Raw genomic sequence first — 18,328 nt, 5'->3', positions numbered from 1 at the left:
AAAATATACTATGACAAACGATGAATTAATAGCATATTGTCAGAATTCAATCGAAGAGCGTAATTACATACTTTTCGAGGAGCAGGTGTTTTCGGAGATCGCTCCCGAACAAGCTCGAATGCTTGCAGGACGTTATTCGAGCGACACGCTTTTTATGCTTCCGCAATACGAAATCGACTTTTTCGAGTGGCTGCGTACGGAGGATGAAGCGATCTGGCTCGATTTGTGGGAAGATGAAGTGGTGGCGCCCTACCTTGTGGGTATGTATTTCCTACCACGTCTGGTGGAACGCGATGGGCGGGGCTTTCCGATTTGCGATCTACTCGATAACGATAATTATTTCTTCACTTCTGTTCAGATGCAGGACGAAGAGGGCAAAGCCTTTGTTGAGTCCGCTCGGAACCGCTTCGAGAATAACGAGCCGCTTACAGTGGCTCAGCTTCTTGCTCTCGAAATTTTCGCTTCGCCGATTGACATCTGGCATTTTGCTTACAAGCACAATATTCCGCTGCGAGACGCAAAAGCCGCGGTATCGCAACTTGTTGATGACCACGCACTTGTTCATATAACTGATGCAGAACATTTAGCAAGGTTCATTAATGTATAAATTTCTGTTTGCTGCGTTCTGGTTGCTTCCAATTCAATTGTTTGCGCAGCAGCACAATCTTGCGGTTGCTTCTTTTCTTGCTGATAGCATTGCTCGGCGGCTTCCGTTTGTGGCAGACACCGTTTGCATAAGCACAAGTCAGACCGACGCTCAAATGCTTATTTTGCAAGCAATTGCACGCAAATCGCCGGTAAAAATCATCTCGTCAAGTTCTGATGCGGCTAATTATATTTATCTTTCGCCTGCAATTTTTTCTGTTGATTATTCGCCAATTTCTAAAAATGAAATAAAACGTACAATTTCTATTTCACTTACATTTCAAAAATATAGGGATAATGTGCTTTCCCAGCCCGAAACTTTTGAACTATCTTCGAGCGACACTCTTTCTTACGTTGAGGTGGAGCAGATAAATGCTTCGTCGCCGGACTTTTTGCGGAAGCAATTGCCCGAACCAGAAGAGAGCATGTGGGAGCGGTATCTCCGGCCGGCTGTCGTTGTTGCAACTCTTGCTGCGACTGTGTGGTTGTTCTTTTCGGTGCGTTCTCGATGAACGATGTGTATATATTTACAGATTTCGATGGGACAATAACGCTCGAAGACCTTGGAGACAAACTTTTCGTGGATTTCGGGCAGTTCGAGCCGTATCATTCAGAGCTTCTTTCTCACAGGTTGAATATTCGCCAATATTGGGAGCATCTTTTTGCGAGCCTGCCGGACCATGTTGGCGAGCAGTTTATAAATGGATGGGCTGTTGCACAGCAAGTAGATATGTATTTTAAAGAATTTGTTGAATTTTGCAGGGGCAATGGTTTGCCGCTGTCAGTAGTAAGCGATGGCTTTGATATTTACATTGACCCGGTTTTGTCGAATATCAACCAAAGTGAATTAAAAGTATATTGCAACAAAGCAAAAAGGCAGGCGGGGAAATGGCAACTCACTTATCCGCTTGCAACTGAAAGCTGCGGCTGCCTGGTTGCTTCGTGCAAACGCAATGCAATCTTGAAAGATGTTCCTACGGACGCTTTCGTTATCTACATTGGCGATGGATATTCAGATTTCTGTGTTGCACAATATGCTGATATAGTTTTTGCCAAGAAGTCGCTTGCTCGGTATTGCTTCGAGCAAAAGATGCCTCACCATAATTGGCGATCGTTCTTCGATATCCTCAGCGTTCTGCGAAAAATACTTCACAGCAAGTTGCTACGTCCGCGTCATCAAGCGCGATTGCGGCGAATGGACGCATTCAAATGCGAATAGGTACACCTGCATAAATTTAATTCTGGTTAATATTGTTCATTAGATGAACTGAAAATTAAGAAAAGGATTAATTTTTGTTCATTGGCATTGTATTTGTAAATACTTTGTTTGCTAAATGCTTATGTTTAACAATGTTTGACAGGAATTTTTATTTTTTGAGCGCTAAAACGAAAATTAAAATTATATCTAAAGTTTATTTGAAAATAGCCGAAAATGATAATCGAGGTAGAAGTATTTTTTAAAAAAGGTGTGTATGGTTTGACTAAATTACGCTTCCTGTTCCTAATTAATTAACCAATTAATTGCATATAATATAGATATATATTGAGTTCTTTACTATGATTTATGTGATACAATTTATGGAGAAACTTATGAGAAAAGGAATTTCTAGTTTTTCCGATACTTCTTAAATTGTTCGGCAGGTTTTTATCTGCTTTCTTTACGCTTTGCAATGTTTGAAATTCGACTTTAATCAAACTTAGTTTTATAAACTTTATTAAAGGTCAAAATATGAAAAAGAAAAACCGATTGCTAAGATTAAGCCTTATTACCGCAATCTTAGCCTTTTTAAGTGCAGGGATGCTCAACTCTGCAACTATAACATTCGTTGGATCCGGTGCTGACTGGAACACTGCAAGTAACTGGTCGCCGGCATTAGTTCCAACAACAAGCGACGACGTAATTATTCCAACGGGCTTCAATGTAACCACATCAGGTGCAGTAAATGCAAGAACAATTAGCATTTACGGTAATTCCACTTTGACAATAACACAAGCAACTAATATTGCTACTACTGGAATTGGTGGTATTACACTGAATGGGACATCATCGCTTATAATTAATGCGGCAGTTACAGTTAATATTGGTAATGCAACTTATCGTGGCGATATTGTTCAAAATGACAACTCGAACATTACTTTTAGTACTGCTGCTGCAACTGTTACATTGAGCGGTACTTGGACAAAAGCAACAAATGCTACGATTACTAACACAACTCCTCCTATCCTATCTGTTGTTGGTACTACTGCAGTAGTTCTGCCAACTGAATTAACCACATTGAACACATTTACAATAAATAAACCGGGGAGTACTTGCACTTTATCAGATGATTTAACAGTTTCAACAGGTGCCTTAACGGTTACATCAGGTACTCTTATTGTAGGAAACAATAATTTAACAGCTTCTTCAACAACCTCTATTGCACTTGGTGCTACTTTAAATGCAGCTTCAACAGCAACCAAAACCAGAACCTTTACCGGTGCAATAACGCTCAATGGTAATCTTATTTCCACTGGTGGAAGTGTAACAAATACATTTACGGCAGCTTTATCCATTCCTGCAACTGGTGTATTAACAATAAATAATTCTACCTCAACATTTGCTTCTACCATTGCTGGTGCAGCTTCTGGTGCTACAATTAATGCACTTGGCTCGACTGTGACATTTACAGGTACTGTTACATTTACCAATCTCACGCTAAATACTAACTCGAATACAAATTTGACATTCAACGCAAACCAGACTGCTGCTGATGATCAATTGCCTGCTCTTACAGTTCATAATTTAACAGTAAATAACAATAGTGTTACAATGGCTGGGAATATAACAGTATATGGTAATTATGTTAGAACAGCAGCTGGTACAACAACTATTGGATCTAACACATTTACTGTATATGGGACCTTTACTAATCCTAATGGTGGCGATTTTGTTGCAAGTGGTTCTACTGTAATTTTATATGGACCTGTAACTAACTGGGGAACCGATGAAACCGAGTTTGTTACAACATCAGCTACAACATTGCAGATTTTAGGTTCTGGCAATTTGCCAACATTTACAATTGCTGGTGCTAATAACTTTGGCAATTTTACATTGAATAGACCAAATACAACGTTTACTGTTTCAGGTGCATTTGCAGTAACATTTAATTCATTGACAATAACTTCTGGTACAGTAGCGCTTCCTGACGAAGCACATACAGTAACAACAACTACAACTATTGGAGCAAATGGGATTTTAGATTTGTCCGCTGTAACAACAGCAAATAATGGAATAACATTTACAACTGGTTTATCTGGCAGCGGAAGTATCATAGCTAACGGAGGGAATGCGGCAGATGAGCCATTAATTGTAATAGCTGCTGGTTGTAATTATACTTATACTGGAAGTATAACAACAAATCAATATACAACATTAAGAATTCTTTCAACTCAAACATCTGATATAGAGCTTCCATCGAGCATAACTCAACTGAATATGTTGCGAGTTAGCCGTGGTGCGCTTGCAAGGAAAGTAATCTTAAACAACGATTTAACTATTACCTCCAATGTTGATGCAACAGAATTTGCACAAGGGACGTTAGTAATCAATGGTAACACTATTACTTTTAGTGGGACATATACTTCTGCTGCAGCAACAAACTTTATTATGGATGCAACAAGCGGTTCGACAGTTGTATTTACTGCCGCTCCAACATTTGTTGCAGGTGCATTAACAACAGATCAAACGACGAATTTTAGCATAAATGCTAGTACTACGGGTTTTAGTTTTACAACGCTAAACAACTTAACTATTACTGGTGGTACCACTCTATTAACAGCAGGTATAACATTATATGGCAACTTACAAGTTTCTTCCGCTGCGACATTAGATAAAGCGACATATAACCTAACTGTTTATGGTGATGTTTCAAATGCTGGGACATTAACACTTGATGGTAATGGTGGAACGATTTCTTTGCGTGGACAAATGATAGGAAATGGAACATATACCACTGATGCTTCGACAATATTATCAATTCAAGGGACATCATCGCAGTTTGTTTTGCCTGCGGGTGTAACAACTTTGGGCAGACTTATTTTAAATCGCCCTACTGGTATGAAGTTGATGGTCGGCTTAACTGTTGGCGATGGAACTGCCTCCAACAACGATGTGGACATAGTCCTTGGCGACTTAGATTTGAATGGTTTCAATCTGACGCTGGCTGATGTGGATGCTCAAATATCGGAAACAGCCGGCAATACAATAATAAACACAGGGTTGAGCACATCTGGGACTGGATACGTTACTACGGCAACAGCAGGTACGACTGCTGCTAATATTGGTACAAGCGGTATAGGTGTGCCATCAATAACTGCGGGTGCAGCTACGAATATAGTTGTTCGCCGTTATCCAAGAACAGTTCCAATTGCGGGTGTTGGTCTTGCAACGCATAGAGTATATTATATTACAGCTGGTGCGAATGTTACGGCTGTAACATTCGCTTTCGACAACACAGAATTATATAGCAATGCAGCAGATTTAAAATTGTATTATACAACTGATTATACTTTTGTTACAAGTCCAACTGAAGTAACAGGTACGGTAACAGAGAACACCCCAGTAACAGGGAAAGGGCAGTTGGCAGTAACAGGTGTTAATATTGCAACAGCAAACTATTACGCATTGGCAGCGGCACCTGGCGATGGAGGTGTTCTTCGTACATTTGTAGGAACAAGCGGCAACTGGGGCAACCCGAATAGCTGGTCGCCTGTGGGCGTTCCAACAAAAGTTGACCAAGTAGTAATAGGTCCAGCGACAGTTACAGTAAACGGTAATGGTTCTATATACGAATGTAAAACACTTGTACTTAACCATGCAAATGCAACAGTGCAACCGGCAAATAATACGGTTAATGGCGATAATGTGTCGTTGCGTGTAATGGGTAACATAACGCTTACAGCTGGATCTGAAATTCTGGGCGCCAACGGAACAGGTCGTTTGAATCTTATTATTGGTGATGGCGTTACAGCAGGAGTGAGCTCGACAATTACTTTAAACAATGATTATACAACTGGTAGCGGTATATGGGTTAATAATTTCACTGTAAATGCTGCCGATGTAACAGGTTCGGCCAATAGAATTCGCATAAGTGGCGATGTATCGCTTCTTGCAAATAGTGCGGTTCAAGGTATGAACGTTGAGTTCTGGGGCGGTTACGACCCAATGCAAACAATAAGCGTTCCTCAGTCCGCATTCTTAAGTTTCGGAACAATACGTGCTGATAATAATGCAAACGTTGTAACTCAAAATAACTTTACGTTAACTAATCAATTAGATATTCGCAGTGGCTCCACATTCAACGCGACAGGTGGGACCGCATATTTCACAACAGCAGTTGCTGGAGCTGGCGACCCTTGGAGCGTTCAATCCGGCGGAACACTGAAATTATTTAATGTTGAACTTAATTCGTCGGGTGGTACTCAAACATTTGTTCCACTTGGGACGGCTTATATACAAGGTAACTTCTATCAATATGGTTCAGATGCTTTTTCGCCGACATCCGGTAAAGTAATATTCAGCAACCTCGGACAACGCGAGATAATTAATACGCAAACTGCATCTGAGCTTGAATTTTATGAATTTGAAGTTTCTGAAGGATCTAAGGTTGTAACAAGCAACGACTTTAACGTTAAGAAAGAAATTAATGTTAAGGTAAATGGTTCGTTCATTGCAAATAATGGAACAATTACATTCACAGGTAATGGTGATATTTACAACGCATCAAACCAAACGCTTGTATTTAACGATTTGACTATTATTGGAATAGTAAATACCTCAGATAGCTGGAAGATAAAGGGGAATTTGGTAGTTAGCGGTTCGTTGCTAGCCGATGGCGGAACTATTACATTCGAGAATATACAGGAAAAATACATTAATAATGCAGGGACATTGCGTTTCTTTAAGATTAAAGTTGCTAATGGATCAAAGCTAACAACAAATACAAATCACAATTTTACAATTCGCAATAATGCTACTAATCCGCTTGGTGCAGGTATCGAGGTGGAAGGCAACGGTGAATTCTACGTTGGTAATGCTGCATCGGTAATTACATTTGATGTTGGTGTAGGCGTTTCGGCAGGCAATCCAAAGACGATAGTGAAATCAGATGCGGGTCGTCTTGAATTTGGAACAATCACAATTACTGCTGCTGCAAATAACGAAGTCGCAACATCCTCGGATTTCACAATTACTGGTACAGGTGCAAGTACTTTCCTTAATTCTGGTGCTGGTGGTAAATTTACTGCAACAGGTGGAACTGTTACATTTACCGGGGCTGCTCCGCGAATTTCGAGCATCTCACCTGCTTCTACGCAATTCTATAGCATTCGTACAACTGGTCCAACTGCATTAGTAGTTCCAAACCAAGCACAAGAATTATTTGTAGCTGGTGATTTGGTAATCGATGGAACATCAAGTATGGACTTCACAGCGAATGATGCAAGTAGAGTGATATTCAACGGAAGTTCGTTGCAGAAGATTACAGGAGCGACTACGGCGATTACACCAATTCAATTTGCAGATGTAACTTTAAATAAAACAGGCAACTCAGAATTATTGCTGGAAATTAATACTCAAATTGCATCAAATGCAAACCACGAACTAGTGCTTACTAATGGTATATTGAATCTTGGCAGCAGGACATTTACAGTGGGCGCTGGTCAAATAAGCCGTACCAATGGTGTTATCAATGGTGGAACAGGAACTTACATTGTTGCAACTAACCACGTGACACCATTGTTAGAAGATGCATATTTCGCAGTTAGTGGAGTGCCAACTCTATATAATTTAACAATAAACGCTGCTCACACAACTGCAAACGACCTGACAGTTAATGGGACATTAGATCTTGCAACTGCAAACCTGACAATTGGTTCTGGTGCAAGTGCTGTAAACCCAATGAAACTTATTCTTAATGGCAATTTGACAAGAACGACAGGTTTGCTTGCTGGTAATTTAACTGCGTCCCGCCTTGTATTGCAAGGGACAGGAACAGTTACCAACGGGCTTAGCAATTCGTACTTTGTTGGTACTGCTGCAACTACTGTTCAGCTCGAAGTTGCACGTCAGGAAACATTGGGCGGTAATTTGAACATTGCAAATACATCATATCTGCGCATTAATACAGGAATAAATGATTTCGATTTAGGTACTTACACGCTGACATTCAACACATCATTCAACCTTGTAATGATTTCTGGCGGAATAAAGGCGGGGACAGGTTCATCGGTTGTATTGCCAAACATTGCAAATCTTACCATTCCTGCAACTATGTTCAGAAATAACGAATGTAACAATTTAACAATAGCAAATACAATCATCCTTGCAGGAGATTTGAGAATAAATGGGACACTTACAGGTGCATTCAGCATCACAACAAATGACAATATTTTGACATTCGGGCCGAATGCGGTATTGCCGGCATTTACTCCAACATCTTATGTTATTGGAAACTTACGTCGTTATGTGAAGAATACAGTAACAAGATTTGACATTGGTAATGGTGGACAGTATATACCTGTTGAGTTGAGATTTTCAAAACCAATAAGCGAGCAAGCTGTTGTGATTAGACCATTCTACACTAATCCGACAGTAGGCAAAGGTGGCGATGCCAAACGTGCATTGCTTGCTTTGTGGAGAATAACTCCCGAAGGAACAGCGATTAACGATAGCATAAAAGTTAAATTCGAATGGCCAAGTACTATACACAATAGTTTAACTCCTGCAAGTGGTACTACATTTATGGCAAAATGGGGAGGCACTTCCTGGGTTGATTATCGTAACAATTTAACATATTCAAGCCAGACATTAACAACTTCTGCCTACCCAATAAAAGGTTCAACAGCACTTTCGGGTGATTGGGCAATATTTGTAGCAACTGCTAATACAGATGTTGCAAAAGATGCCGCAATCAAGGTTACAGGCAATAAACTTGTAATCACAAGCATTGAACCAACGCCAGTTGTTCTCAACCAAGCATTTAATGTAACTGTGCAGTTACAGAATGAGTATGGGCAAGCAGTTACAGTAAGTTCTCCGTTTACATTCGAGATAGACAAGCAAATTGGTGCCGGTATATTCAATGGTGGCAATGCGCTCGCTGGTGTAATACCTGCTGGCCAGTCCTACGTAACATTGCAAGGGCTTTCCATCACAACATCTGCTGGTAAAAACCATCAGTTTGTTGTAAGTGCAGTTTCTCCAAGCGAAGCATTGTCAACTGTTAGCCAGTTGTTTGATGTGCTTCCTGCTGCCCCAACTAGTCAGGCAACTGCTTTGACGTTTACCAATATCACTGCAACAACTGCAACTATCAGCTGGACAAACGGTGGTGGTAATGCTCGAATTGTAATCATAAAGCCTGATACGTTGCTAAGACTAACTGAATATCCAGCAAATGGTGAAACTTATTACGGCAATACTATTGTTGGGTTGGGCTCTAATCTTGGTAGTGCAACAGTTCTTTACAATGGAACAGGCAACAGTATCAATGTCGTTGGGCTTGCTCCGAATACTAAGTATTACGTATATGTATTTGAATACAACGGCACAGATGGAAACGAACATTATCGTACAATAGCTGCTGCTGGGAACCCGAAATCGTTCGAAACAACCGGTAGCTACGACGATGATGTAACATTCGGCGTAAACAATACAAGAGCACTATCGAAAGCAATCGGCACAAACGTTCCTGTTCGCGGAACTGTTAAGAGCTCGACCGACGAGGACTGGTTCAACTTCTCAGTTGCCAGCACAACACCGAATGTAAGAGTAAAACTTGGCAATCTTGCCGGTGATTATACATTAGAATTCTATGATACAACAGGACGCCGCATCAGACGTTCCACATTGAACGGAAAATCAAGTGAGGCGGCAGTAATAAACGGTCTGCCAGCCGGTACATACACAATACGTATCTTCAGTGCCGACGGTTCTTATTGGACTAAGTCTGGCGAAGAATACATACTACAAGTATCGACCTATGGTAGCGAAATATATTCGGTAACACCGTAAGGGCATTGGGTTGGTTTTCGGGAAGTGTGCCTCCCCAATGAGTTGGAGGCACACTCGAACCGAGGAAGAAAAGTTCTTTGTAATAACAATTATAAATGGAATTACAATAAGTGCTTGGATGCTATGGCAACCCATAGCCCAAAGCCAAAGCAAAAAGAAATTGTGTTTATAAATATAAAAGGAACAAATTATGAAAAAAGTAAAATTCTTGAGTGCATTTTGGCTGGCGTTGTTACTCATTGCAGGAGCCGCCGAATCGCTTGCTCAAACTTACAACTACCAGATGACGCTTACCCCGCGCAGAATGGGTAATCAACTGGGAGTTGAAATTTGGGTCCGCTCTCTTTCGCCAAATGCTGGTCCGCTCGGAGCAATGAACATTGGTGTTTCGTATAATGGTGCTAAACTTCAAGCTGCAAACTTCTCGCTTGCTAATCAACCATCATCGAAAACTGATGCAATTCAGTTTGATGTTGATGCTCCGGAGCCATTACCATATTATATTATTGAATCAGAATTCCACAACAAACCTGCTCGTGGTTTTGCTGCTCTCAGCGGAACAAGCGTTTCTGGTTTGGTTGGTGGGACAATGAGATACGTTGCAGTTTTGGACGTTAATGTTACAAGCACATTAGGTCCTGGTTTTGCACCTGCTTCCACTGGTCGCGGGTCGTTTATTGGACTTCTTCGCTTCAATATTCTAAATGCAGATGCACTAACTGATGCTGATTTGGCAGAATTTCGGTTCAATCCGTACACTTCGCTCAACACTACTGTTGTAATGAGTGGTGATGGACTTACTAATGTTACAAACCAGGTTGAATTTGTAAATCCTACACCATTTACAATTCGTGGTATTACAGTTCTAAATCCTAATCAGTTGAATCAAACTGTTAACCGTTATCCAGAAAGTCCTTATCTATCAATGCGTGCTAATCGCGGTTACCCAATTTATTTTGAACGTTCTGGTCTTGCAACTCCAACGCTTGCAGATCCTTATGGTACTCGTCGATTTGCTTATCGCCTTGAGTATTCGCTCGATGGAGGCACAACATACACTGAGTTTGGACGTGTAGCAGAAAGCCGCGACAAAGCTTCGCTCATTGCTACTGCTGATCTGCCAACATACAGATTAGGCTGGATAGACAGTCTTGATGTAACTGACGACTACTTTGTAACTACAGGTAATGTCGATCCTATTCCAACAGATGTAGCTGCTGCTTTCTTGCAAGACGAACCCGATGGTCCTGGTTTACTTGGCTGGGGCTATGGTGGAGTTCTTCGTGTTATCTGGAAAGCAGATGATAATTTCCCATTCAGAAGCGAAAACGCTAAAATTAGAATTACTCAACTCGATGGCACAAGTGGTAGCCTTGCTGAAAGCAACCGTCCAGCTTACACAAGCCCAACCAGAATGGACGAATCGGACGAAACTTTTATTCTTGGTCGCTTGTTCTTTGTTCAGTTTGACGGTGCTACTACTTACTTCCGCTCGGTTAGAAACTTCTCCACTCCAAACTCATTTACAGTGGAAGCGTGGGTGAATTTGAATGTTTCTAATGGAGTAGGAACTAATCCGGGTATTGTTGCAGCAAGTTCAGGGAATGCATCGCAAGCAGATTATGGCTGGATGTTATATCTTCGCGATGGCATTTATCCAGCATTTCGCGTAACTGCTGCTGATGGGAGTGTGCTTGGCGATGTTGTGTGCCCAGCTCCATTGGTTGCATATGGCAACAATCCTAATTTGACAGACCAACACTCACTATCCTGGACACATCTTGCAGGCGTTGTTTCCAACAATACTGTGATTCTTTATGTTGACGGAGAAGAAGTTGCTCGCTATGTGAATAGAAGTGCTCCGAATATCCGTCCATTGAACGTAAAAATGCCTATTTGGGTTGGCGTCAATCCGAACAATGGGATGCAACCACAAGATTACTTCTATGGCGGTATCAAAGAAGTGAAAGTTTGGCGTGTTGCATTAGAACAAAGTCAATTGCGTCGTTATATCCCCGGAGTTTACGATCCGAATGGTTCGATTACTGCGATTACTGATGGTCCAAACGATTGGCGCACCGGGCTTGAGCTTTACTTCCCATTGCAAGCTTCACGTTTGGATAAAGCTAATGAAAAAACATATCAACAAAGCAATAACGACTTGAATTTCTTTACAACTCCCGGCTTGACTTCAACGCCAAATAACAACTCTATTCGTTATCGTCCAGATCGCTCTCATATAAAGCTAACTTCACCAAATGGTGGCGAAGGTGTTAGCAACTTAAAAGGTAAAATTTACGAAATTCGTTGGGTTTCTTATGGTATCGGAAGTTTAACTCCAAAACCGACTGCAACCTACGGTGATGTAATGATCCAAATCAGTCGCGATGGTGGTAATACGTGGTTCGATGCATTAGACAACCAAACTCCGGCAATGCCTATAGACAATGCTGAAGTCGAAGATGCTTATGCATACTGGGAACCATACAACAACGTTACAATTTCTGGATTAATGAATGATTTGCAAGGAGTTATTCCATTTGTTGGGAACTACGAAAAAAATGTATTGATGAGAATAAGTGGTTCCGAAGCCCGCAACCAGCAAGATATCTATTATATCTCACAACCTTTCAAAGTTGCTCCTTGGTTTGCTTACAAAAATGGTCAGAATTCAATTGTAAGCATTCCAGCAAATACTAAACTTAATATTACTGGCGAAACTTTCTTCCTTGAAACATGGATTAAGCCTTATAGCTTCCCACAAAATACCGAAGGGAACTACTATCCTATCGTTGCTAAGAAGAATCCTAACGCTGCAACAGAAGCCGAAGCTTTGCAATATGCTTTGAGACTTCTTTCGACGGGGCAGTTGCAATTTGTAGTTTCCTCGCTTGATAATGGAACTCGTACTCTTCGCACAGCTGTTAGCGATCCAATTTATAGAATACTCAATCCTAACACTGTTGAATTTGATTCCGTTTGGATACACGTTGGTGTTTGGGTAAACATTCCATCGGTTGGTTCGCAATCACAAATTCTATTCTTCGTTGATGGTGTTCCTCAGCTAACTTGGACTCGCAACGATGCATTAGAAGCAACTAATCCAATTATGAGACAACTTGGTACAGGCATAACTGTTGATAAGACTAATTCTTCACCAGTTTACATTGGCTATGAACCAGTTGTTGGAACAAATGTTGCTCGTCGTTTTGATGGAGAATTCCGTGAATTGCGCTTCTGGGGCGGCAATCCTGGCGGTGTTCTTACAACAGACGAAATGATTAAGTTTGTTCAAGGCGCTACTAACGTTCGTGCAAGCGAGCTCGGTGTGTTTGGCGGAGTGGACTACACGAAGAACCTCATCGCTGCTTACTCGTTCAACGGTAATAGCTGGGTTAACTACGGCAAAGCTCGTGCTTTCGAAATGACACCTTATGATGCAGATTTAGTTGCTCGCATTAATCCAGATCCAACTGCAAACTACGAATCGACAACTCCATTTATTAAATTAGTTGAACCTGTTTATCTGCAAGCAGTTAAAAATACCGAAACAGCTCTTAAAGTTCGTTGGGTTGGTTTCGACTATAATCGCAATGATGGTGTCGCATTCTCCTATGGAACTTCGTCAAAACAAGCTGATTTAGAGTTCTCAACTGGTGGTGGTGCTGGAAATACTAACGTTCCTTATCAATTTGTTTCGAGTGTGTACCAAAATGCTGGTTATACAAATGCTCTTACTCTGCCGACAGCAACTTCTGAATACGAATTTATGGGTGTTGCTTCTAAACCTCAATATGCAGGTATTCTCAACTGCTCAATTGCAGATCCAGACGCTAACAAAGACGGTGTTTACAATGACCAAAGCGTTATTGGTGCTGCAATGACAAACGGTAGATTAAGACTTCGTGCCCGCGCTAATATCAATACTCCTTATGCATTTGAATACGATAACGGTTCAGATGGATTTATGCAAACTCTTATCACTGAGAGTGCACAATTTAACATTACTCCTCCAAGTAACTTTACTGTTCGCGTTCTTTTAGATGGTTACCACGGTGGATATGCAAGCGGTATTATAAATAATATTGGGACAAACTTTGCGAACAAAGGCTTGAGAATTCGTCTGTTCGAAGATAATTCGGGCGTTCCGGGTTCGTATGTCCCTAATAGTACTGTACTTTCGACAGACAAATACTACAACTTTACTCAATCGAAGCTTATCATCAACAGAAACGGCGGTGCTAACAACTTTGCTAATGTCCCATTTGTTCTCACAGACGTTGCCGACGGTCGCTACTTCGTAGTTATTGATCACTTGAACTATTTGCCTGTGATGTCTGCTTACGCTGCTCCATTCTATTATGTTGGGGACAATTTGTCAAGCTGGGATATTGAATCAGGTTGGGATTTCCAAGCTTGGGATGGAACTGACAACAACTTGATTACTTCGACCGAAGCTCGTCAAGAACCACCTGCTTACGGCACTCGCTATACTGCTTATGCTGATGAGCAAAACTATACTCCTGACCGTTACAATTCCAAGTGGGCATCAACTGGCTTGAACTTCAACGATGGTGGCGCTGCCAATAATATAACAAGTCCGAATTCGTTGCCTGCTATGGTTGGTGGCGACGTCTATCGCGATGGTCAAATCAATGCTGCCGACCGTGCAAAGGTTCGCGTCAATGCTCTCTCGACTGATGCATCGAACGACGTAAACGGCGATAACGTTGCAAATGCTATCGATAGAACTATTGTTGATAACAATACAAACAAGGTTTCATCACTTCGCAACCTTGCTTTGAACACTCAATATGTTTATCCACAAACTCCTAATTCTATCGAAAGCAATCCATTCTCTTACATTTCAGACGCAGATCCAATGAGCGTTTACTATCCACTTGCTCCTGAACTTTCAAAACGCTTTGTTGTTGATGCTAAATTATATCTCAATGAAGGCGGTGAAGTTCATTCTTCAACTATCATTAGCAAATACGACCAAACTCTGTCTGGCGGATTGTCCTACCGTGTTATTGCGATGCCACAACTCAACGGCAATTTTGTGGATGTTCCAATCTACATTCGCAATACTGGTGCTGATTTTGCTCTTGCGAATGCAACATTTGCGATTAACTTCGACCCAACAGTTGTTCGTTTTGCTGAGCTTGTAAAAGTCAACGAAGTAATTTTCGATAATCGTTTCGATTTGGGTTATGGCCCGATTTACACTTCACCAACTAATTTAACTGATATTCCTGTTCCAAACACACGTTCGATAGAAGTTGATTGGGATGCATATACACGTCGTCCAGGTCAAATTGTTCCAAGAGTTAATACTTATCTTGGCACATTGAGATTTGAACTCTTACGCAAAGACCAGAGCATATTCTTTAACTGGAGTAATACTTGCGCTGTATTGTCGACCGACGGCAAAATTATTACAGGTGTTGGCGTATTCGAAGACATTAAACCGATCATTATCACTAAAAACTTTGCTGTTGTTGCACCTAATGGCGGCGAAGTTTGGGAAGGCGGTTCGATGTATACAATTAACTGGACTGCTCCGCTCGATGTCGAAGGCGTATCACTCTATCTCGAATATTCAGCCGACAATGGTGCTTCCTGGGTACGTATCAACCAGGCACCTGTTGATGCTCTCAAATTAGGCTTCAATTGGATTGCTCCACGCCTCAATTCTGGCGAAATGCTTGTTCGCTTGCTCGATGCTGCAACTGGCAAAGAACTCGATAGAAGCGACGCTGTATTTACTATATTCTCCGTTCCGGCTGAAATTACTCGTCCTGCTTCAACTGATCCAATCTACACAAGCGGCAAGAAAGACTTCATCCGCTGGACTTCGAAGGACAACGCAAATGTTCGTTTCGAATTCTCCGCAAACGGCGTTGATGGCTGGACTGTTGTTACTGGAACAGTAAACACCAACAAAGAAGAAGTTGAATGGACTATCCCAGCTGCAAATACTAAGAACGCTGTTGTTCGTATGGTTGATGTAGCAACTGGCAAAGTGCTTGCAGTTTCCGAACCATTCAGAATTCTCTCTGGAACACTTGTAATTACTAATCCTCGTGCAAACGATAAGTTGAACTTCGGCGAAAAACGCCCTGTTCGCTGGGTACACGAGAATGTTAATACATTTACTTTGCAATACTCTATCGATAACGGCGCTACCTGGAATACTCTTGCAGGGGATTTCAAAGCATCTCTCCGCTCATTCGACTGGATGGTGCCGAACGTCAATACAAAGAACGCTTGGGTTCGCGCAATTTACGCTAATATTCCTGAACTCGAATACCATCGCTCTGGTCCATTCGAAATCAAAGGTAGTGTAACTGGTATCGACGACCCGGTTGCTCTCGGCTACAATGTTGAAGTTGTTCCTAACCCATTTGCAGACGAAGCAAAAGTTACATTTACTATCCCAACGGATGGTAATGTATCTGTAAGCCTCTACAACACAATGGGTATCAAGGTTGCTTCGCTTATATCGAGCAAGTTTTACTCGGCTGGCAGCCATACTCTCAGCTTGAGCGGAATGAATCTTGCTTCTGGTATGTATATAGTTCGTATCGAAGCTGGTCCATACGTTATCACTCGCGAAGTTGTAAGAGTGAAATAACACTCTACGTTCATAACAACACTGAAGCAGCCCCTTATTAAAGGGGCTGCTTTTTTTTATGATGTTATAATATTGCAGATGTTTTGCGTATCTGAAAATATTCCTTATATGTCAAATTTGTATATTTTATAATAGATTTTGGATTATACTTTTGATTGTGCTTGTTAATAAATTTATTACTTTGTATATTTGTAGATTAACTTTGTAATTTCTTTTTTTTATGAATATTTATGGAGTTTCTATGGTAATCAAGCCTTTTGCAAATCAAGTTCCATTTGATTTTACTCTGGAAGAAAACATTCGCAAGCAAAAAGAAGCAATTGAATATGCTCGTAAACAATTAGGCAAAGAATATCCAAATATTGTTGGTGGAAAAGAAGTTTTCACCGAACGCAAAACAAAATCAATTAATCCTGCCAACCACGAGGAATTAATTGGGACATTCCAGAAAGCCGGGCAAAAAGAAGCCGAAGATGCTATGCAAGCAGCTTTAAAAGCGTTCGAAACTTGGAAATATACTTCACCAGAAGAACGTGCCGCATATTTATTCAAAACTGCCGAAATTATTCGCCAGCGTCGTTTTGAAATCAATGCGTGGATGATATTGGAAGCAGGTAAAAACTATACCGAAGCTGATGCGGATACCTGTGAAGCAATCGATTTTCTCGAACTTTATGGCCGCGAAGCTCTCCGCTATGGTCAGGACCAACCGCTTACGCCTTATCCAGGCGAAATGAACAAGTATTTCTACATTCCGCTCGGAGTAGGTATTTGTATTCCACCGTGGAACTTCCCATTTGCTATAATGGTGGGTATAACTTCGGCAGCTATTGTTACTGGAAATACGGTTATTTTAAAGCCATCGAGCGAAACACCAATGATGGCGTGGTTGTTCCAGGATATTATGCATAAAGTTGGCTTGCCTGCTGGCGTGCTTAACTATTTTGTTGCTTCTGGTGCCGAAGCTGGGGACTATCTTGTTGATCATCCAAAAACACGCTTTATTTCTTTTACAGGGTCGATGGAAGTAGGTTTGCGTATCATTGAACGTGCTGCAAAGACTAATCCTGGTCAAATCTGGATTAAACGCGTTGTTGCAGAAATGGGCGGCAAGGATACTATCGTTGTCGATAGCGAAGCAAACGTTGATGATGCAGTTGCCGGTGTGCTTACTTCTGCTTTCGGTTTCCAGGGTCAAAAATGTTCTGCTTGCTCGCGTGCAGTAGTTGATGAAAAAGTTTATGATGAATTTGTCCAAAAACTCAAAGCAGGTGTCGAGAAAATCAAGCAAGGACTGCCCGAAGAAAATTACCAGATGGGTCCGGTCATCAGTGCGAGCGCCGAAAAATCAATTCTCAATTATATTGAAATTGGCAAAAAAGAAGGTAAATTGCTTTATGGCGGCAACAAATTAGACAGACCGGGCTTCTTCATTGAGCCCACAATTATTATCGATGTGGACCCGATGGCTCGCATCTCGCAAGAAGAAATTTTTGGTCCTGTGCTTGCAGTGATTAAAGCTCGCGATTTCGATAACGCTCTCGAAATAGCTAACAATACAATTTATGGGCTAACTGGTGCCGTTTATTCAATGAACCGCGAAAAACTCAACCGCGCTATACGCGAATTCCACGTCGGCAATCTCTATCTGAACCGCAAATGCACCGGCGCAATTGTCGATGTTCATCCATTCGGCGGATTTAATATGAGCGGAACTGACTCCAAAGCTGGCAGCCGCGACTATTTAGCTTTGTTTTTGCAAGGTAAATCAGTTGCTGAAAAAATATAAATCTGTGATGCTTGGAAATTGGGCGGGAGAGGCAGTTTCCCGCCTTTTTTGTTTTTACGAATTTGGTTGATATAAGTTATTTGTAAAGGCGAATTCCATTGCGCTACTACAAAAGAAATAAAAAAAAATTAAAAAAAAACTTGTTTAGAAAAAAAATGTTGTAAGTTGTTGAAAAACTTTATATATTTACAACGTGATTTTTGCA

General features: G+C 41.2%; 6 protein-coding genes. All 6 read left to right on the top strand.

The window, feature by feature from the left end; all coding sequences use genetic code 11:
• Positions 1-10: 10 nt before the first annotated feature.
• The 6 genes from AC6QZF_RS03015 (at position 11) to pruA (ending at position 18,123) form a co-directional block, all read left to right on the top strand.
• Positions 11-607 (top strand): hypothetical protein, encoded by a 597-nt coding sequence (locus tag AC6QZF_RS03015; RefSeq protein WP_499798399.1) that lies wholly within the window; start codon positions 11-13, stop codon positions 605-607.
• A complete protein-coding gene (locus AC6QZF_RS03010; RefSeq protein WP_499798398.1) occupies positions 600-1,157 on the top strand; it encodes a hypothetical protein in 558 nt (185 codons plus the stop codon). The genes AC6QZF_RS03015 and AC6QZF_RS03010 overlap by 8 nt, the downstream gene beginning before the upstream one ends.
• Positions 1,154-1,864, top strand: a complete 711-nt coding sequence (locus tag AC6QZF_RS03005) for an MtnX-like HAD-IB family phosphatase (RefSeq protein ID WP_499798397.1) — start codon at positions 1,154-1,156, stop codon at positions 1,862-1,864. The genes AC6QZF_RS03010 and AC6QZF_RS03005 overlap by 4 nt, the downstream gene beginning before the upstream one ends.
• A 510-nt stretch (positions 1,865-2,374) precedes the next feature.
• Positions 2,375-9,697, top strand: a complete 7,323-nt coding sequence (locus AC6QZF_RS03000; protein ID WP_499798396.1) for a beta strand repeat-containing protein — start codon at positions 2,375-2,377, stop codon at positions 9,695-9,697.
• Between the two features lie 190 nt (positions 9,698-9,887).
• Entirely contained in the window at positions 9,888-16,334 is a 6,447-nt protein-coding gene (locus AC6QZF_RS02995; protein WP_499798395.1) for a LamG-like jellyroll fold domain-containing protein, read from the top strand.
• A gap of 241 nt (positions 16,335-16,575) precedes the next feature.
• Positions 16,576-18,123, top strand: coding sequence for an L-glutamate gamma-semialdehyde dehydrogenase (gene pruA / locus AC6QZF_RS02990; RefSeq protein WP_499798394.1), 1,548 nt, complete (start codon positions 16,576-16,578; stop codon positions 18,121-18,123).
• The last annotated feature ends 205 nt before the right edge of the window (positions 18,124-18,328 follow it).

Source organism: Eximiradius sp. (assembly GCA_937127445.1).
Classification (GTDB): domain Bacteria; phylum Bacteroidota; class Ignavibacteria; order Kapaibacteriales; family UBA2268; genus JAKIZO01.
The sequence above is the reverse complement of the archived record's forward strand: the minus strand, read 5'-3'. Positions and strand labels throughout refer to the sequence as shown.

Excerpts from the sequence above, each read along its gene's own strand:
- AC6QZF_RS03015 (WP_499798399.1), top strand. The coding sequence starts at position 11 with ATGACAAACGATGAATTAATAGCATATTGTCAGAATTCAATCGAAGAG.
- AC6QZF_RS03010 (WP_499798398.1), top strand. The coding sequence starts at position 600 with ATGTATAAATTTCTGTTTGCTGCGTTCTGGTTGCTTCCAATTCAATTG.
- AC6QZF_RS03005 (WP_499798397.1), top strand. The coding sequence starts at position 1,154 with ATGAACGATGTGTATATATTTACAGATTTCGATGGGACAATAACGCTC.
- AC6QZF_RS03000 (WP_499798396.1), top strand. The coding sequence starts at position 2,375 with ATGAAAAAGAAAAACCGATTGCTAAGATTAAGCCTTATTACCGCAATC.
- AC6QZF_RS02995 (WP_499798395.1), top strand. The coding sequence starts at position 9,888 with ATGAAAAAAGTAAAATTCTTGAGTGCATTTTGGCTGGCGTTGTTACTC.
- pruA (WP_499798394.1), top strand. The coding sequence starts at position 16,576 with ATGGTAATCAAGCCTTTTGCAAATCAAGTTCCATTTGATTTTACTCTG.